This window comes from Wukongibacter baidiensis (assembly GCF_050888315.1).
In the GTDB taxonomy this organism is placed as follows: Bacteria; Bacillota; Clostridia; order Peptostreptococcales; family Caminicellaceae; genus Wukongibacter; species Wukongibacter baidiensis.
This window is the reverse complement of sequence record NZ_CP138202.1, coordinates 5,265,914-5,285,159: the sequence shown is the minus strand read 5'-3', so window position 1 is coordinate 5,285,159 and position 19,246 is coordinate 5,265,914. Positions and strand designations below refer to the sequence as shown.

The following is a 19,246-nucleotide window of genomic DNA, read 5'->3' as shown; positions in this document are numbered from 1 at the left end:
TGAGCATTCTCCATCTGAAGCCTGTATATTTGATATAAAAGATTCTTTGCTTATTCAGCACTACTAGCTGCAAGATCCTCTAACATTACATCACCAAACAATTCTTCATCTGTAGGTACTACTGGTGCAAAGTGTCTAGATACCCATGTTGTGTTGATTAAATGCTTCCAGGTTATGTTTTCTGATACTGTGTTTCCTCCCCAAGATCCACATCCAAGACTTGTTGTAAACGGCATTCCATTAAACCAGTTTCCTGTGTTAGCAAGGGCCTGACCTTGGTTTATATTCATACGGCTAACTTTAGTTTTAAGAGCTAGCTCCATTATATGGTCTTCATTGAAGGAGTGTATTCCACATGAGTGACCCATTCCTTGGTATCTTGTTATTTCGTTTACTCTATTAACTGCTTCTTCAAATTTATCAAATTTATAAAGCGCTACTACTACTGATAACTTTTCTCCAGAGAATGGATGATCTGCTCCTACTCCTGTTTCTTCAACCATCATAAATGTTCTACCCTCTGGTATATCCATACCAGCTATTTCTGCGATGGTTCCTGCCGATTGTGCTATAATCTTAGGATTTAAATGTCCATCAACCCATACAGCATTTTGTAGCTTATCCTTTTCCTCTGAATTAGCTAAATAACCGCCCTCTGCCTTTAATGCTTCTATAAGTTCATCATAGATACTTTCCTGAATTATTAATGAGTTCTCAGCAGAACAGCTTGTTGCAAAGTCAAAAGTCTTACTTAGCATTATCTTATGGGCTGCATCCTTTAGGTCAGCTGTTTCATCTACAACGACTACTGCGTTACCTGCACCAACACCATAGGCTGGAGTTCCCGATGTGTATGCTGCCTTTACTAATCCTGCTCCACCTGTAGCTAATACCATGTCACACTGTCTCATTACTTCATTACTTATATCCATTGTTGGTTCTTCAATTCCTATTACTAAATCTTCCGGTGCTCCAAACTTCTTTAATGTTTCTCTTACTATGTTTACTATAAATGTATTTGTTCTCTTTGTACGTGGATGAGGTGATAATATAATTGCATTTCTTCCCTTTAATGCATGGGCTACCTTTACTGTTGGTGTTGCTTCAGGATTTGTACAAGGAACGAGTCCACCTATAACTCCAACTGGCTTTGCTATCTTCATAATTTGTTTTTCTTCGTCTATTTCGATAACTCCTACGGATTTCTTTCCCTTCATGTCTCTCATGGCTCCCTTTGCCTTAGCCATAAGCTTGTTGTATTTACCTTCAAAGTTACCCATATGGGATTCTTCTACTGCCAGCTTTGAAATCTCCTGCGCTGGTCCATCCTTAACAATATTCCATACAACCGTTGCTACCAGTTTATCTACCTGCTCCTGAGTATAATCTTCAATTGCTTCCTGAGCCTTTCTAGCTCTTTCAACAAGGGATGCTACATATTCTCTAGCTTCTTTGTTTACCTCTAAACTCATCATAAATCCTCCTTTAATTTTTCATTAAATAGTTCAGATATATATTTGCTTAATCTTTCCAAAATTGTATAGGGGTCAATTTTTTAGATAACCAACTTTAAGGAAAAGATATTCATTGAAAAAATGTTAAAGTATTCATTATTTTCTACTGAACATTTTTGATTGTAAGCTCGGATATCTATAGTTGGAAAAATTAAACTAAAAAGATTTCGAATCTAATTAGTTTAATAAGCAATTTCTATGCCAATCTACAAATTTTGAAATGTAATTTATATTATTGGAGTTTTTTCTAGGTAGGTTTCAAAAATTTGTACAATAAAAAAATGAGAGACATCTAATCTCTCATTCTTTCTATAGATCATATTTTACTTTTTTATTGGATAACTTCATCCATTTCCGAGTACTTTATATTATACTTACCCATCTTTCTAACAATTGTCGGCTGGCTTACGCCTAAAGCCTTAGCTACACTTCTCGTGGTTTTATATTTTGTAACTGCGTCGTTAATAATTTGCTTTTCAACATTTTCCATTATGTCCTTTAGGTTCGGTAAACTAGGAATACTAATAACATGTTCGTGTTCTTTGTTTTCAATTATATGATTTGGTAGGCAGTCAGGTAGAATTGTATTATGGCTAGAAGTAATAACTAGTCTTTCAATAATATTCTCTAATTCACGTACGTTTCCTGGCCAAGAATATTTCATTAAACAGTTGATCGTATTTGGATCCATTCTTTTTTTAACATTAAATTTACTATTATATATCTTTAAAAAATGCCTTGATAACGGGATAATATCTTCGTGTCTTTCTCTTATTGGAGGTATATGTATAGGTACTACATTTAACCTATAGTACAGATCTTCTCTAAATTCATTTCTCGCAACCATTTCCTTTAGATTTCTATTAGTAGCAGTTATAATCCTTACATCTATCTTAATGGTCTTAATTCCACCAACTTTTTGAATTTCCTTGTCCTGAATAGCCTGTAATAGCTTAACTTGAAGATTTAGTGGTAATTCTCCAATTTCATCTAAAAAAATGGTTCCATTTTGAGCCAACTCGAATAATCCCATTTTCCCTCGTTTACTTGAGCCTGTAAAAGCTCCATGCTCATAACCAAATAACTCTGATTCAATAAGCATCTCTGGTATAGCCCCACAGTTTACCTTTACAAAAGGCTTGTCTTTTCTTATTCCTAGTTTATGTATGTACTTTGCAACCTTCCCCTTTCCGACTCCTGATTCACCTGTAATCAACACGGTTGAATCTATCTGAGACAGTTTTCTTGAAAGTTGAATTACATCGGTCATTTTTTTACTTTTTACTATAAAATCATCATATACGTCTTTTTGGAGCTCTTTATATTCTTCCAACCTGTGTTGGGCATCTTCCAACTGGTTTTTTAATGTAATTAACTCTGTAATATCCCTAGATGTACTAACAACTTTTTTGATGTTGCCATTCTTAAATAAAATAGGCGTACCTGTTGTAAGAACTTGTTTTCCATTTTTATTACTATGCAATATGGTAACCTGCTTTTTTTGCTCAAAAACTAATTTTGCTACAGATGGATAAAATATTCTTTTTTGTTCTAAAAAATCAATACTTTTACCTATTACATCATCTTTTTTGATATCATACATTTCTTCACAGGCCTTGTTTACCCATATGGTTTTCCCATTCATATCATCAATAAAAATTGCATCATTTGTGTACTCTAATAACTCCTTAACGTCATCGAAACTGATATTAAAATTGATATTTTCTATATAGGCTACATCACAAAATATAATTCCATAGATGGGTTCTTCTCTAGAAAGGTCTAACTCATGAATCTGTACTACTATTTCTTCTTCCTGGCTAATTGACACCTTACTTGTATTATCTATCTCAACATTTTTCAATAGCTCTAAAACAGGTTTTTTAATCCTATGTCCCTCTTCATATTCCTCTAATATACTTGAAGCCTTTGAATTTGAATAAAATATCTTTCCCATTTTATTAGTAATTGCGATTCCAATATTTATGATATTTAATATTCCCTTTAAAGCTTCTATGAGTATTCCTCCCCTCTTAATCACTTTCCTTTCTATACTATTATATCACAAAGTAAAAGCAACTCCTCTGGAGTTGCTCTTAAGGCTATAAAAATCCCAATACCTTTATTGTTACTTTATTTTTTGCTATCTTATTTATTTACGACCAAGACATTTTACAAATTCTCCGTCACCAGGCTTACCTACAAAGTTACCATCGTCATAAACCAAATTTCCCCTTAGGAAAGTCTTAACTGGATACCCTGTCATTTCAGCGCCTTCCCATATTGTATAGTCTACGTCAGAATGCATATTATCCTTAGATACAACAAATTTCTTATTTGGATCATAGATCACAACATCTGCGTCGCTACCAACTGCGATAGTACCCTTTTGAGGAGCACACCCAAATATCTTTGCAACATTTGTTGAGCACAGCTCTACAGCTTTATTAAATGTAATTCTACCCTTATTAGCTTCACTTAATAAATATGGATAAAGGTTTTCTATCCCCATACATCCATTTGGAATTTTTGTAAAATCATCTTTACCCCAATCCTTCTCATAGCTTTGGAAAGGACAGTGATCAGTTGCAACAGTCACAATATCACCACGTTTTATACCTGCCCAAAGTGCATCCTGACTTTCTTGCCCTTTAATCGGAGGAGAACAAACCCAATTTCTACCATCTTCACGTTTATATACTTCATTTGTAAAGTATAGGTATTGAGGGCAAGTCTCAGCGTAAATTTCATATCCTTCATCTCTAGCCTTTGTAACTTCATCAAGGCCCTCTTTAACAGCTAGATGAACTATGTATAAAGGTGCATCTAGGTTCTTTGCCCAGTGGATAGCTCTTTTTACTGCTTCCGCCTCGACAAATTCTGGTCTACTTTCATAGTGATACCAAGCAGAAGTCTTTCCTTCCTTAAGGAATTTTTCAATTTTCTTATCTATAAGATCAGGGTTTTCGGCATGTACCGCTATTAAAGCACCTACCTCTTTAGATTTTTCTAATGCCGCTGCTAGAACACCATCGTCAACCATTAAACCTTCTTTTTTGTAAACCATGAAAAGCTTAAAGCTAGGCACTCCATACTCTACAGACTTCTCAAATTCATCAAGCACTTCTGGTGTTAAATCGGTTATTGCAGTATGGAATGAATAATCAACACAAGCTTGAGGATCACACAATTCTTTTCTTCCTTCAACTGCTTCAATTAAGCCTTGACCCTTTCTTTGAATAACGAAATCAAATACCGTTGTAACTCCACCGCAAGCTGCAGCACGGGTTCCACCTTCATAACTATCGGCAGATGTTGTACCGCCAAAAGGCATTTCAAGGTGAGTATGGGCATCTATGGCTCCCGGCATTACATATTTTCCAGATGCATCAACTATTTCAGCTGATTCATCACTAAGACTTTCTCCAATCATAACTATCTTTCCGTCCTTAACTCCTATATCAGCCTGATAGGTTTCATAAGCAGTAATTATTGTTCCATTCTTAATAATTAAATCCATTAAAATACCCTCCTTAGATATTAGTAAAATTTGTCCACTATATAACTATGTATATTTACATGCAACATTTATACCAAAATTGAAAAAAAACTCTTATTTTCAAGAAAAAAAGAGTCAGATCTACTGACTCTTTTTCTATTCTTTATAAACTTATATTTCTATGCCTTTACTTTTTCCGTCATAGTTTTTTCTTCGCTTTCATCTACAAGTGAAGATGTATCCTTCTTCATCATAGCTGGATACGCAAATAGTGCGATTAGGAAACCAATAATCCATCCGTTTTCTGCAAAGAAGCTCATTGATGGAATTAATTTTCCGAGTACAGGTAGGATAACTGCTATTATCCAAGCATAAATTGCCTGCATATTGAAACCATTGCCGTACCAGTAGCGACTTTCTTCCCCTTTAAATAAACCGTCCAAATCAATTACTTTATTACGATAAATGTAGTAGTCAGCAATATATATACCTGCAAGAGGTCCCATGAAGATACCATAGGTTCCTAGCCACCCGAAGATATAAGCCCCAGCACTTGAAAGAAGCTTCCAAGGCATTATAACTACACCAGCGATACCTGTAATTATTGCACCCATTCTGTATGATATTTTCTTAGGATTTAAGTTAGAAATACCATTAGCCGGCGCAACAACGTTTGCTGCGATATTTGTTGTAAGTGTAGCAACAGCAATACCAACTGCTCCAAGTGTCGCAGCAAAAGGGCTTCCTATTCTTGCAATAACTGCAACCGGATCCCATAAAAATTCACCGAATATTACTCCAGTAGCTCCTGTTACAAAAACACCTACAAATGAGAACGCCGCCATTGTAGTAGGTAAACCAAGAAGCTGTCCTTTGAACTGATCATCCTGACTCTTAGCATATCTACTGAAGTCAGGAATGTTTAATGCTAGTGTTGACCAGAAAGCAATATTAGCTGTTAATCCGCCTAGGAATATAGGCCAAAAGTTACCTGGTTCATAGGTTGCAGGCATATTTAATATATCTCCTACGCCTTTACCTGCTGCTTTAACGCTCATAAGAGCCCAAGCCATTAATCCAAATGACAAGATACCTAGTATAGGTGCTCCCCAAGATTCCATAAACTTAATTGCCTCTTCACCTTTATATGCAATCCATACATTTAATGCCCAGAAAGCAAAGAACGAAATCCAAATACCGCCTGACCATGCTCCCCAAGCTGGACTTATAACAGATATAACACCATTCAGTGCTCCACCACCTATCCAGCATTGAATACCAAACCAACCTGCTGCAATCACTGCACGGGCAATGGAAGCAATATGTGAACCCTTAATACCAAATGCTAGTCTTGCAAATACAGGATATGGTATACCATACTTCGTTCCTGCATGTGAGTTTAATTGCATTGGAATTAAAACAATTAAGTTACCTAAACAGATATTTAGTATTGCTTGCCACCATGAAAGACCTGCTGCCATAAGGCCTGATGCCATCATATATGTTGGTATACATACTGACATACCTACCCATAAAGCCGCAATATTATAGGTTGTCCAAGTTCTTTCATTCAATTTCGTCGGAGCTAAGTCCTCGTTATAATATTGACTCCCTTCTAGATTTTTCCGTGCATTTTCCGTCAGCTCATAAAGTCCATTTACTTCTCTTTGGGTCGTGAGTTTACCAGCCACTAATAAGCACCTCCATTTAATAAACTTATAAGTATTAATAAAACCTCAAGGACGCATAGTCCTTTCGCTTTGGTCTAATTCCACTTTGTGAAATGACCTATGAAGAAAAGACAGTGTATGCGTTTATCCACCTCCCTTAACATATATAGTAATAGTTTCGAAATAGGTCCTGATATTTAAAGCATACAAAAAAATATTATAAAGATAACGTTTGTAATTTTACTTCAAATCAAAACCTCTCCAAATTAATTTGTTGCAATTTTCATGCCATAACTTTCATTTTTATAACGAATAAATAAACCACACCCATATTGTATTTAAGAAAAAACAATAATAATTTTTAGTAAATTCTAAATTTTCGTTACTATGCAATATTTTTTCGACAACTTTCTTAACTTTCTTCATCTCACATCCTTCATCTACCTCCAAATCGATTTACTTTTGTATCGATGTTTTTGTCGAAACATTGCATTTTCATAGCATTATACCTCAAACCCCTTGGAAATTAAACATTAATATCGCGATTCTTTTTCGTATCACCCATGTCCCTTTTAAGATTTTTTACTCATTTTGAAATTTTCCGAATTTTATCTTAATTGTTACATTTTCTGATTTTGATTGTTTTTTATATAAAAAAATCTTTATGATTCAAATTTGTATCAGACTTGTTTTTAATGCTTTTTCTTTAGCTATTATGAGCTTAAATATCAATATGCTCTATATTTTTAAGCATCCATTTATGTCTTTTTCGAATACCATTTTTTTTACTTATATATATAATTAAAGAAGAAACTAGGTAAATTCTTAAAATAATCAATAATGTTACTTCTTTTTTCAAATTGATCATATTTTGGCACATTACTTGCAAGTTAATATTGTTGTATTCATTTTGAAAAAACTAAATTTAACTTCAGCAGATTGCATAATTTATTTCTATTTGTAAGCTTTAGATTTTTTTAATAACCTATTCAGCAAGATCATATTAACTAAATATGTAATCTTTATCTTATTAATCATTAATTACAATATGATAAACTATGTAGTTTGCATAGCTCAAAAAGAAAAGAGGAGGAATGAATTTTGGACGATAAAAAAAGATACTTAACTGAAGCAGTTGAACCTTTTACTCCACTGCTAGCTATGGAGGAAGCTTCAAGATGTCTATTGTGCCATGATGCTCCATGTAGCCAAGGATGTCCAGCTGGAACCGACCCTGGAAAGTTTATTCGCTCATTGCGTTTTAAAAATGTTAAAGGCGCTGTAGAAACAATCAGAGAGGCTAATATTTTAGGTGGAGCTTGCGCAAGAGTATGTCCATACGACAGACTTTGTGAAGAAGCTTGTAGCAGATGCGGAATCGATAAACCTATTCAAATAGGTAGACTTCAAAGATTTGCAACAGACTTCGAAAGAGCCGTTGGCATGAAGGTTTTAGAAGCTCCTGAAGCTACCAAGGAAAAGGTTGCTGTTATAGGTTCTGGCCCTGCTGGATTAGCTACAGCTGCAAAGCTAGCTCTTGAAGGCTATCCTGTAACAATTTTTGAAGAAAAACCAGCACCTGGTGGAGTTCTAACTTATGGAATCGTTCCTGCACGTTTACCTCAAGACGTAGTTGATCAAGAAATTCAATACGTTAAAGACCTTGGAGTACAATTTGAGCTTAATTGTAAAGTTGGTAAAGATGTTACATTAGACGAGTTAAAGTCTAAAGGCTATGCTGCATTCATGTTAGCTATTGGTATGCAAAGTCCTAGATTACTAGATATACCTGGTTGTGAATTAGGTGGCGTAACTAATGCTGTTGATTTCTTAGCTGCTGCTAAACCAACTGAAGGAAATTTAGATGTTGGAAATAACGTTGTAGTAATCGGTGGTGGAGATGTTGCAATGGATTGTGCGACTACTGCAAGATCACTCGGAGCCGATAAAGTAACTATTGTATATAGACGTACCTATGAAGAAATGCCTGCAAATAAAGAAGAAGTAAGATATGTTAGCGAACTTGGAGTAAACTTCTTCTATGGATTTAAGCCTGAAGAAATAGTTGGAGAAGATGGAAAGGTTTCTAGATTTAAGGCTATTGGCTTTAAAGATGATTCTCTCTTAGAACTGAAGGCTGATAAGGTTGTTTTTGCTATAGGACAAGTAGCAGAAGATCCAAAGCCTATCGCCGATGTAGCAGTTTCCCTTGACGGCAAAAATCTTGTTTTAGCTAACGAAGAAACATGCGAGACAAATGCTAAGGATGTTTTCTCAGCTGGTGATGTTGTAAACGGTGGAAAGACTGTTGTAGAAGCTGTTGCTGCAGGTAAGTTGGCTGCAGAAAGTATTGATAAATATCTGACTTCATTGAGAGAAGCCAATACAGCTGATACTGAAGTAGCTGCTGAGAAGGAAGGGGTGAAGTAATATGGCAAAACATAAGGACTTATCGATAGAGTTTTGTGGTGTTAAATGTGAAAATCCATTCTTCCTATCTTCTTCACCTGTAGGAAGTAATTATGATATGTGTTCTAAAGCCCTAGAAGCTGGTTGGGGTGGAATAGTATATAAAACAATAGGTGTATTCATTGCAGATGAATGTTCTCCAAGATTTGATAATACACGTAAGGAAGGTACTCCTTTCTTAGGATTTAAGAATATGGAGCAAATTTCTGACAAACCATTAGAAAAGAACTTAGAAATGATGGCTAAGCTAAAGAAAAACTATCCTAATAAGGTTCTTATAGCTTCTATCATGGGTGAAAATGAAGAGGAATGGAAGAAACTTTCTAAGCTTGTTACTGAAGCCGGCGCAGATATCATTGAGTGTAACTTCTCATGTCCACAAATGACATCTCACGCTATGGGTTCAGACGTTGGTCAAAATCCTGAGCTTGTTAAGAAGTATAGTGAAGCTGTTAGTAGCGTAACTCATCTTCCTGTTATAGCTAAAATGACACCTAACATAGGCAATATGGAAGTTCCTGCTATTGCTGCTATCGAAGGTGGAGCTACAAGTATTTCAGCTATAAATACAATTAAGGCCATTACTCAAGTTAACTTTGATCATCTAACAGCAATGCCTGTTGTTAATGGTAAATCTTCTATATCTGGTTATTCTGGAAAGGCTGTAAAGCCAATCGCACTGCGTTTCATCGCTCAAATGGCTCAACATCCTAAATTAGCTAATGTACCTCTTAGTGGTATGGGTGGTATCGAGAACTGGGAAGATGCAGCAGAGTTTATAATGCTTGGAGCTAGAAATCTTCAAGTTACTACTTCTATAATGCAGTATGGATACAGAATAGTTGAAGATATGATTAGCGGTCTATCACATTTCATGGAAGAAAAAGGATTCGATTCATTAGATGAAATGGTTGGCATTGCCCTTGAAAATATCATACCTGCCGAAGAACTTGACCGTGATTTCAAAATAATTCCAAAGATTGATGAAGATAAGTGTGTTGGTTGCGGAAGATGTTACATCTCCTGCTATGATGGTGCTCATCAAGCAATCGATTGGAATAAAGATGAGCGTCGTCCAGAAATAAATGACAACTGCGTTGGTTGCCACTTATGTATGAACATCTGTCCAATTGAAGGATGTATAACTCCTGGTGAAATTCAGTTTAAAGAAGGTAGAGAAGTTCACGACGTAATTGTTGGGTAACTGTTAAATACATATTATTTATCTAGTACTTTTGGTCTCCCTATATCTCATATAGGGGGGCTTTACTTTTGTGTGAAGAAATATGTATAATGAACAAAAGAATAGTCAATTAGGAGGATTTTCACATTGAAAACAGAGAAAGATTTACATAGATTACTTTTACAAATCGATGGCAGAGGCTATAAAGCTTATAAGGATATAAAGGGAAAATATGATTTTAAGAACTATACCTTGTCTATCGATTCAGTTCAAGGGGACCCTTTCGCTTCCCCATCTAAGGCAAGAATTATAGTATCCCAGGATATTGCCAAGTTTCCTGCTGATTTATTTGACAATCCCCATAAAAATATTGCTGCATGCGACTTTCTTACAAGGCTTTTTTCCAAAAATATATTCAAATACTATGATAAAGTACAGGGTTCTGGTAAGAGCGGACTATTAACTATTGACCGCCCAGGTCAGGAAGTATTGCTTAGGACCTCTATAGTAATAAATGAAAAGTTCTTAGAAGCAAGATTTGAAGTAGGACTTCCCGCTTCCGGCAGAAGAATTCTAGGTAGAGAAGCTATAAAGATATTCTTTAATGCCCTTCCTCAAATTGTTGACAAAGCACTCTATTATAAAAATATAAATACACAGGCTTTAAGAAATTGTATTAATTTAGCTGAAGATCAGTATTACTTAAGAAATCAGCTAAAGGAAAGAGGTTTAGCGGCTTTTATTATAAATGATGCTATACTGCCAAGAGAAAGTGGTATCTCTGATAAGCCTTTGAAAGATAATGCTATCCCCTTCAAAAGTCCCGAGAGTCTTGAAACCATATTTGATTTACCTAATAGGGGCAAGATTAGAGGAATGGGTATCCCTGAGGGAATTACTTTGATCGTTGGCGGTGGCTACCATGGAAAGTCTACATTGCTTAGAGCCCTTGAGAGAAGTGTATACAATCACATCGAGGGTGATGGTAGGGAGTTTGTAATTACTACCAGCAACGCCGTTAAAATACGGGCTGAGGATGGGCGACGAATAGAAAGGGTAGATATATCTCCCTTCATAAATAATCTTCCAAATGGTCAAGATACCAAAATATTTTCAACGGAAAATGCAAGCGGCAGTACATCTCAAGCTGCAAATATAATTGAGTCCCTTGAAATCGGTACTAATCTCCTACTAATCGATGAAGATACCTGTGCAACTAACTTCATGATAAGAGATAGAAAAATGCAGGAACTCGTTAAGAAGGATAAAGAGCCCATAACTCCATTTATTGATAGAGTAAGATATTTGTACGAAAATTTAGGAGTATCAACGGTTATGGTAGCAGGTAGTTCTGGTGACTATTTCGATGTAGCTGACAATGTAATTATGATGGATGAGTATATTCCATATGATGTTACTGATAGGGCTAAGGAAATTGTCAAAAAAATCAGTTCTAATAATAGTCATAAATCTATTGTCACTTTTAACAGTGAAGCCCAAAGAATTCTCTTAAAATCTAGCTTTCCTAAGACCCATAAAGGTATTAGAATCAAAGCTAAGGGCATAGATACAATTGTTTACAATAAAACTGGAATTGACTTAAAGTATTTAGAACAGCTAGTAGATAGCAGCCAGACAAACTGCATTGCTGTAATACTAGAGTATATAGCTAAAAATTTTGCTAATAATAATCTCGCTACATACGACATAATCAATCGAGTATATGAGATCATAGAAGCTAAAGGTCTAGACACCCTCTCAACATTTTCGGGACATCCAGGTAATTTAGCGTTACCTCGAAAGTATGAAATTATCGCTACTTTAAATAGATTTAGGTTATTAAAAATAAAGTAAATAGAAACTCTGGGCTTCAATCCCTAAGTTTTAGTTAGATTTTTCTTCAAAAAATGAACACACAAAAAATAAGAAGATGGAATTTTTCCACCTTCTTATTTTTGTATTTTATCTTTCTACATCATAGGATCTTGCATGTTATAATAAAATATTAAGTTCTCTCTCTTTTCTAAAGCTTCATTAATTCTTTGTTCGTGCTCTATTCTTCTTCTTATTTTCTCTCTTTTTAACTCTTCATCTTTATTAACAGATATCTTGATCTTAAAATATCCTATGTTCATAGCCATATTTATCAACGACATTTTTAACTCCTCCTTGAAATCTAAGTTACTTTTTAAAACAACATCTTTATTTCCTTCATCTATAGTTATATATTGGCTCATATTCTCATCTCCTCATCAAAGTCTAAATCTCTATCCCCACTATTAAAATATATTAAGTTTGTGGAAATTTTGTGCTATTACTTTTGTTTCTTCTATTGTTTCTTTCATCTTTTTATCAAGCTTAATTCTCTCTAAGCTTATTTCTTCTTGTTCCTTTATGTTTTTACCAATGTTAATATTGATATTGAAATATCCTATATTTAATCTCATATTTAATACAGTCATACTAATTCCCTCCCTGATTTTTGCCTTATCAATCACTCCAAAGTTGTTATACGTATTCACAGCAGCTCTATTTATCACTACGTCCACCTCCGATTTTTTCTACTCCCATTTCTTTCCCTAAGTTAATTTTTAATCACCATTGTAATAATAATCATCATTTTAACCTCCTTATGCAAAGATATCTATGTAATCCATTTAAGGTTTATAGCAAAATTAAAAGCCATAGGTTTTATACCTATGGCTCAATTACTGAACACTTTTCTATTCATAATAGGGCGCTGTATAGTATTTAGTCATACGCAGCTTACAAACAAACCACAATAATATTCTAAATAAAATACAAAGGCCATAGGCATGATATACACAACCTATGGCTCCACCGATTCTCATTGTTTAATTAACGATACGAAACATCAACAATTATGGTTTTACACTATTATAAGTCGTGCATATTGAATATTTAATTTTATTGTTTCTAGATGGTACATTGCCACACTGATTTAATAAACATTTTCTATTATTCATCACTTTGCACGACCTCCTTCTTATATATTTGAATAGTTTATTATTTTTCAATTTTCTTAAGCTATCTTTAGCTCAAAATTATTATATGTTATATTGGTAAAAATTACAACAACTTTTTAATTTTGTAACATAACTGTAACATTTCCACAAAAATTGAACCCCTATTTTATAGAGATTCCAGTGAAAACCTTAACTTATACATATCAAAACTCCCCAGAATCATCGGATATTTTGATATGTATAAATTAAGTTTCACAAGCAACTATATATAGTTAGTATAAATTTGTCCAACTAGTCATATATTGCTTGTAGAGATTCAAAGGGGGCTATGATTTGTGAAACTTTATTTATTAATTCTTATAACTTTCTTTAATTCTGTAACTACTCTATTCTTTTCTCCTCATCCCTACAATATTTCTAAGATCAATGATATTCAGATTGTTTCAAGCTCTATTCCCACGCAATCTACAGAAAAAAGTAATAGGTTCCAGAACAGTAAACAACACTTGTCATTAAAAAATACTTTACAAGAACTAGAAGATCAAAAGAAATACATTAAAGAAAGAGAAAAACAGAGAAAAAGAAATATTACTATTTCCTTTGCAGGTGACTGTACCATCGGTTATGATGAAAATTTTCCATATACAAACTCCTTCCCCTTTGTACTAGAAAAACAAATGAACAATTATGCCTACTTTTTTAGTAAAGTAAAACCTATCTTTGAAAAGGATGATTTAACACTAGTAAATCTGGAAACTACTTTTACAGCCAAGGTTAAAAAAGCTAATAAGAAGTTTAGGTTTAAAGGAGATCCTTCATATGTAAATATTCTAAAAGAAGGAGACATCGAAATGGTGAACATCTCTAATAATCATATATATGACTATCTTCATGAAGGTTTTTTAGAGACAATAGATACATTAAAGAAAGCAGATGTATTATACTCCGGAGAGGGCTATATCGAATATTACACCGTTAAGGATATAACTATAGCTAGTATAGGCTATCGTGGCTGGTCAACCAATATCAAACCACACCTTGCTAAGGATATTAAAGAAGCTAAAGAGAAGGCAAGTATTGTCATAGTATCTTTTCATTGGGGAAATGAATATACGTATTATCCAAATCAAACTCAGATTTCATTAGGTCGATTCACTATAGATGAGGGAGCCGATGTTGTTGTAGGTCATCACCCCCATGTCATGCAGGGTATAGAAAAATATAAGGAAAAATATATAGTATATAGTCTAGGCAATTTTTCCTTTGGGGGCAATAAAAATCCTAGGGACAAGGATACATTTATATTTCAGAATAAATTTACCCTCATTGATAAAAAAATAATAAAGAGCAAGGAAAATATCATTCCCTGCTCCTTATCATCGGTCAAAGATATAAACAATTATCAGCCAGACATTTTAAAGGATAGTGAAAAAGAAAGAGTCCTAAAAAGAATTTACAAGTATAGTCGTAATCTAAAATACGGAATAACCCAAATTGACTAAGGGTTATTCCACTTTTCTCAAACTCTTAAGATCCAATTGACCTTGCTCATTTTCGGTATACTTTACCTCAACTTTGTCTCCCTGTTCAACCCCTTTTAATAATTTGTTCATCTCGTAATTTATGAACACCTTAGAAGCGTCGTCTATCTCAATTTCTATGGAGAAATTGTCTAACTGCCCAACATATACTCCTGTACTAGTCTTTATAACTTCCTCATCAATATCTTTTTTTATTATACTAACCAATATATATTGATCATCTTCATTTTTGTAATATACAAAATCAATTTCATCACCTTCATTGATTTCTTCCATTGACTTTCGTACTTCCTCAGTCAACATTAAAACCATAGGACCATTATCTACCTTGATTTCAATAAAATTGTTATCTACTTGCCCAGTGTAAATACCCGTCTGAGAAATCCTCTTATTTGCAGTCTCATTATTCTCAGTAGTTTCTACTTGATCTTCATTTTTTGATCTATTTTCACTATCACCTTCTGGTTCATTCTTATTGTTTAAGCACCCCGATACAAGAGATACAACCATTAGTAAAATAATAATTAGTACTAGTACTCTCTTCATGTTTTACTCTCCTTCCTTTATCCCCTTATTTGTTTAAGTTAACTCTCTTATTTAGCTGCTTATAAATGCTATATAGAGAATTCATTTCTCCACCCATAATCAAAATCACTCCACTTAAATACAACCATATCATCAAGACTATTATTGCAGCTAAACTGCCATAAACCAATGTATAATTTCTAAAATTATTTACAAAGTATGAAAAACCCAGTGAGATAGATATCCAACCAAAAATAGCAAAAATAGTTCCAGGAATTATTTCAGAAATTCTATTTTTTTTGTTAGGTGCTACTAAGTATAGTGACCCTAAAACCAAGAACAGTATAAAAGTAATTATTAGCCATCTAGAATAGTACCATGCCTTAATTAAAGCATTTGATAATGCTATATATTTAGACACCCATAGCAAGAAATCCATTCCCATAGTAGGTATAGTTAGGGCTAAAACAATAGCAAAAGCCACTAGGATTGTAAAAAAAATTGCTAGTATTCTTTTACGTATAAATCCCCTAGTTTCTTGAACTTCATAGGCATTATTCAAGGCATTTATCAAGGCGTTAACAGCCCTCGATGCAGACCAAATCGTTGCTAAAAAAGATACTGACAATACATTCATACTTCTGGAAGGTAATAAGGTTCTTACATAATCATTGATTATTATAATTGCTTCTTTAGGTGCTACCCTTGCTAAAGTGTCAAGGGCCCCATCTAAAGAGATCGAGAAAATGCTTAGAATAGCAATAAGAGAAATTAGAAAAGGAAAAAGCGATAATAAAAAAAAGTAAGCTAGTTGTGCTCCATAGGCAGAAATATTATGATATTTAAACCTACTCTTTATTTCTTCAATCATAAATAAAATGATGTTTTTCTTTACTATATCCACAGTTATCTCCCCCAAAGTCATCTAGACCCTTATTCTGGGATTAGATTTCTCCAATCAAAATATTTTGTATAGAATGTACTTGTAAATCTACATTTTGATTTCTATAATAATTCTGAGTAATATCATTTACCTTATATTATATCTAATTATTTCCCATTTATTATAGCAATTTGCTAGGTTAATCTATATCTTCCTTATTAAAATATACTATGCACAAGGTTAAGGAAAGGATAAAAGTTAATATTATTGAAATGATTGGATAGGATACAGGATAATAAAGATCTCCTTTATAGGCAGCGAGAAGATAGGGTAATGACCATGGAAACAATTCCCCATATTTAGTATTCGTAATAACCAAGCTTGTTATAGTAACAAAAATGCTGAATCCAACTGAGTATATATAACTTTTAAATACTAAGATTATAAATATTATTACTGGCGTCAAAGCAAAATGAAGTACTCCCGTTAAAATGTAAATCTTCAAATATTTCATTAGAATTGCAGAGTTTAATTCAATAAATATTCCCATATAATTTAACACTATTGTTAGCACAAAGGTAAATATCATTAGAAAGATGATCCATCCTAGAAGGATTATCATCTTCGCTATGATTACTTCTGTCCTTCCAATAGGGATGGTTAATGTATTCTCTAGGGTTCTTTCTTGATACTCTCTATCAAAAACGTATGTAGCTATAAGTGTAAAAATTATAGTAGCAGTTAGTGCTGTTAAAAAAATATATCCTTGTTCAAAATATCTTTCTACACTCATTGCAGAGGGTAGATTACTTTTTAAGCTTAAAAATATTAGATAATTTAAAAAAGGTGCTACAGCTACAGCTAACATACTTACTAATAACATTGTAGAACGCTTTAACTTAATTACCTCTATATACAATGATCTAAACAATGCTGTCCCCCCCAGTAAGCTTAATAAAATAATCTTCAAGATTATCTTCACTTAATCCTAGCTTGGTAACACTTATATCCTTCATAATAAACATTTTATTAATTTCACTGATCATATCATAGTGAGAATATATTCTTATAGTGTTATCTTCGTGAACTTCATAATCATAAATCTTTAATTCTCGTTCTAACAACATAGATGCTTTGCCATCATTCGATACCTTTATCTCAATATATTTTCTATTTTTCTTTCTTAAATCACCAAATGATATTTCCTCAACAAGCCTCCCATTATGAATTACTCCTATAGTATTGGCAAGCTGCTGTACTTCACTTAAGATATGACTTGACATGAAAATAGTAATATTTCTTTTTTCGGCTAAGGATTTTATTAACCTACGTACTTCCTTTATCCCTATTGGGTCTAAGGCGTTTGTAGGCTCATCAAATATAAGTAATTCAGGGTTATGTAGAATAGCCCTTGCTATTCCTAAACGCTGCTTCATTCCCATAGAGTACTTTTTTACGAGTTTATTTCTTTCCTCCCATATACCTACTATATTTAATGCCTCCTCAATTGCATCTTTCTTTTGAATACCTAAAAGTTTTAAATTTATTTTCAAGTTTTCGGCTCCTGTGAGATTAGGATAGAAACCAGAAAATTCTGCTACATATCCAGTTCTTTCTAAAATATCTCTCTTGGACTTTTCCAAATCCTCACCAAAAACTTCTATTTCCCCTCTAGTGGGCTTTATAAGCCCTAGTAGCATTTTTATGGTAGTTGTTTTTCCTGCACCATTTCTACCTAAAAAGCCATATATTTCTCCCTTTCTCACCGTCAAGCTTACATTATCTACAGCCTTTATAGTACCAAAATACTTTGTCAAGTTCTTGGTCTTTATAATATTAGACACCTAAGCTTTCCCCCCTCCCCTTTGTCTACTTATTATAATAGTTCATATATTTTACATAACAATTAATAAATTCTTACAAAATTCTTAATAGCTATGAAAAAAATTCAAGGGCCTAAAGCCCTCAGATTGTTGACAAAGTCAACACGATGGTAGGCTTTTGAAAAATCTGAAGTTCAAGGCGTGCTGAAAGCAAGAGATCTCAGCGTATACAGACATACGTAAGGGTTCTTGATTGAAACAACAACAAAAAAATTCAGGTTTCTCAAAAGCCTGAGGGCCTTAAGCCCTCATTTTTTATTAATTATATTTCATATAAACAAATAGGTTATGGTAGGTTGCCCTTACCTTATTATCTACCCTATAGTCACTATCATAGGTTTCCATAACCCTTTCAATAAAATCGGGAGCCATTCTTTTTCTATTACTTTGACTATTATTGGCACCAATCTTTTTAACAGAAAATAGAAAGTCCTTACAACAATCAAAATACTCATATTCATATGTCTGGGAGGAATGTATTTCAATAGACCCTAGGCCGCTTTTCTCCACAATGTCGCTACAAATATTTTGTAATTCATTAAGTGACAAGAAGGATTGACCTGGAGAAATATTTTCCTCGATTTTTAATAACTCTCTAATTTTCTTAAAGGTCTGATGAAGCTCAGAAAAAGTCCCTTTTCCAAAGGTTGAAAAACTCAAAACTCCATTTTGATTGAGCTGTTTAACTAATTTATCTAAGGTCCTGTCAAAGTCATTGAACCATTGGAATGTTGCATTTGATATAATCAAATCATATTTTTCCTCTAATATCATATCTTCTATGTCTCCACAAAAAAGTCTAACATTATCACTGTCAATTGTGGAGTTTACATATTCAATCATACCAGGAGCTATATCTACGGCAGTAATTTTAGCCTTAGGAAAATTATCTATTAATAATCTTGTTACGTATCCTGTGCCACATCCGATTTCTAATATGCTAATAGGGTCAACTTTATCCTTTTTAATCTTTTCTACAAGACTATCTCCCATCACTTTTTGAACCCTGGCGTACTCATCATATTGCTTTGCATTTCTGCTAAAGCGTCTCTTTAGTTTATCCTTATCAATCATTCTATCGTCCCTCTTCGT

The 19,246-nt window shown here is 33.7% G+C and carries 15 protein-coding genes; 4 read left to right on the top strand and 11 right to left on the bottom strand.

Translation table 11 applies throughout. The annotated features are described in order from the left end of the window. Positions 1–50 precede the first annotated feature (50 nt). From R9X47_RS23845 to R9X47_RS23830, 4 genes are all read right to left on the bottom strand, one after another. Entirely contained in the window at positions 51–1,475 is a 1,425-nt protein-coding gene (locus R9X47_RS23845) for an aldehyde dehydrogenase family protein (protein ID WP_432663588.1), read from the bottom strand. A 370-nt stretch (positions 1,476–1,845) separates the two neighbouring features. After that, on the bottom strand, positions 1,846–3,555 hold the full coding sequence (locus R9X47_RS23840) for a sigma-54 interaction domain-containing protein (RefSeq protein ID WP_432663587.1): 1,710 nt from the start codon (positions 3,553–3,555) through the stop codon (positions 1,846–1,848). Between the two features lie 111 nt (positions 3,556–3,666). Then, positions 3,667–5,034 carry a dihydropyrimidinase gene (hydA, locus tag R9X47_RS23835; protein WP_432663586.1) on the bottom strand — a complete coding sequence of 456 codons (1,368 nt, stop codon included), beginning with the start codon at positions 5,032–5,034 and terminating at the stop codon, positions 3,667–3,669. Between the two features lie 158 nt (positions 5,035–5,192). Continuing rightward, a complete protein-coding gene (locus R9X47_RS23830) occupies positions 5,193–6,704 on the bottom strand; it encodes an NCS1 family nucleobase:cation symporter-1 (protein WP_432663585.1) in 1,512 nt (503 codons plus the stop codon). A gap of 1,080 nt (positions 6,705–7,784) precedes the next feature. Between R9X47_RS23830 and R9X47_RS23825 the strand changes: the two genes are divergently transcribed. The 3 genes from R9X47_RS23825 (at position 7,785) to R9X47_RS23815 (ending at position 12,189) form a co-directional block, all read left to right on the top strand. Beyond that, positions 7,785–9,113 (top strand): NAD(P)-dependent oxidoreductase, encoded by a 1,329-nt coding sequence (locus R9X47_RS23825; protein ID WP_432663584.1) that lies wholly within the window; start codon positions 7,785–7,787, stop codon positions 9,111–9,113. Position 9,114: 1 nt separating this feature from the next. Beyond that, positions 9,115–10,356: an NAD-dependent dihydropyrimidine dehydrogenase subunit PreA gene (preA, locus tag R9X47_RS23820; protein ID WP_432663583.1), complete on the top strand. Its 1,242-nt coding sequence runs from the start codon at positions 9,115–9,117 to the stop codon at positions 10,354–10,356. Between the two features lie 126 nt (positions 10,357–10,482). Then, complete coding sequence (locus tag R9X47_RS23815; protein WP_432663582.1) at positions 10,483–12,189, top strand: ABC-ATPase domain-containing protein; 1,707 nt, start codon at positions 10,483–10,485, stop codon at positions 12,187–12,189. A 116-nt stretch (positions 12,190–12,305) separates the two neighbouring features. On the opposite strand, the gene R9X47_RS23810 is transcribed toward R9X47_RS23815, so the two are convergent. Together R9X47_RS23810 and R9X47_RS23805 are read right to left on the bottom strand one after the other, a co-directional pair. After that, entirely contained in the window at positions 12,306–12,572 is a 267-nt protein-coding gene (locus R9X47_RS23810; protein ID WP_432663581.1) for a hypothetical protein, read from the bottom strand. 42 nt (positions 12,573–12,614) lie between these two features. Further along, positions 12,615–12,875, bottom strand: coding sequence for a hypothetical protein (locus tag R9X47_RS23805; protein ID WP_432663580.1), 261 nt, complete (start codon positions 12,873–12,875; stop codon positions 12,615–12,617). 782 nt (positions 12,876–13,657) lie between these two features. Here R9X47_RS23805 and R9X47_RS23800 point away from each other — a divergent pair. Beyond that, complete coding sequence (locus R9X47_RS23800) at positions 13,658–14,824, top strand: CapA family protein (RefSeq protein WP_432663579.1); 1,167 nt, start codon at positions 13,658–13,660, stop codon at positions 14,822–14,824. A 3-nt stretch (positions 14,825–14,827) separates the two neighbouring features. Here R9X47_RS23800 and R9X47_RS23795 read toward each other — a convergent pair whose 3' ends face one another. From R9X47_RS23795 to bioC, 5 genes are all read right to left on the bottom strand, one after another. After that, the gene (locus tag R9X47_RS23795) at positions 14,828–15,409 is read right to left on the bottom strand and encodes a hypothetical protein (protein ID WP_432663578.1); all 582 of its coding nucleotides are present in this window, start codon (positions 15,407–15,409) and stop codon (positions 14,828–14,830) included. 25 nt (positions 15,410–15,434) lie between these two features. After that, complete coding sequence (locus R9X47_RS23790) at positions 15,435–16,292, bottom strand: YihY/virulence factor BrkB family protein (RefSeq protein ID WP_432663577.1); 858 nt, start codon at positions 16,290–16,292, stop codon at positions 15,435–15,437. Positions 16,293–16,470: 178 nt separating this feature from the next. Further along, entirely contained in the window at positions 16,471–17,202 is a 732-nt protein-coding gene (locus R9X47_RS23785; protein ID WP_432663576.1) for an ABC transporter permease, read from the bottom strand. Further along, the gene (locus tag R9X47_RS23780; RefSeq protein ID WP_432663575.1) at positions 17,195–18,115 is read right to left on the bottom strand and encodes an ABC transporter ATP-binding protein; all 921 of its coding nucleotides are present in this window, start codon (positions 18,113–18,115) and stop codon (positions 17,195–17,197) included. The genes R9X47_RS23785 and R9X47_RS23780 overlap by 8 nt, the downstream gene beginning before the upstream one ends. Before the next feature lie 297 nt (positions 18,116–18,412). Continuing rightward, on the bottom strand, positions 18,413–19,228 hold the full coding sequence (gene bioC, locus R9X47_RS23775; RefSeq protein WP_432663574.1) for a malonyl-ACP O-methyltransferase BioC: 816 nt from the start codon (positions 19,226–19,228) through the stop codon (positions 18,413–18,415). Positions 19,229–19,246 lie beyond the last annotated feature (18 nt).

Excerpts from the sequence above, each read along its gene's own strand:
- R9X47_RS23845 (WP_432663588.1), bottom strand. The coding sequence starts at position 1,475 with ATGATGAGTTTAGAGGTAAACAAAGAAGCTAGAGAATATGTAGCATCC.
- hydA (WP_432663586.1), bottom strand. The coding sequence starts at position 5,034 with ATGGATTTAATTATTAAGAATGGAACAATAATTACTGCTTATGAAACC.
- preA (WP_432663583.1), top strand. The coding sequence starts at position 9,115 with ATGGCAAAACATAAGGACTTATCGATAGAGTTTTGTGGTGTTAAATGT.
- R9X47_RS23810 (WP_432663581.1), bottom strand. The coding sequence starts at position 12,572 with ATGAGCCAATATATAACTATAGATGAAGGAAATAAAGATGTTGTTTTA.
- R9X47_RS23795 (WP_432663578.1), bottom strand. The coding sequence starts at position 15,409 with ATGAAGAGAGTACTAGTACTAATTATTATTTTACTAATGGTTGTATCT.
- bioC (WP_432663574.1), bottom strand. The coding sequence starts at position 19,228 with ATGATTGATAAGGATAAACTAAAGAGACGCTTTAGCAGAAATGCAAAG.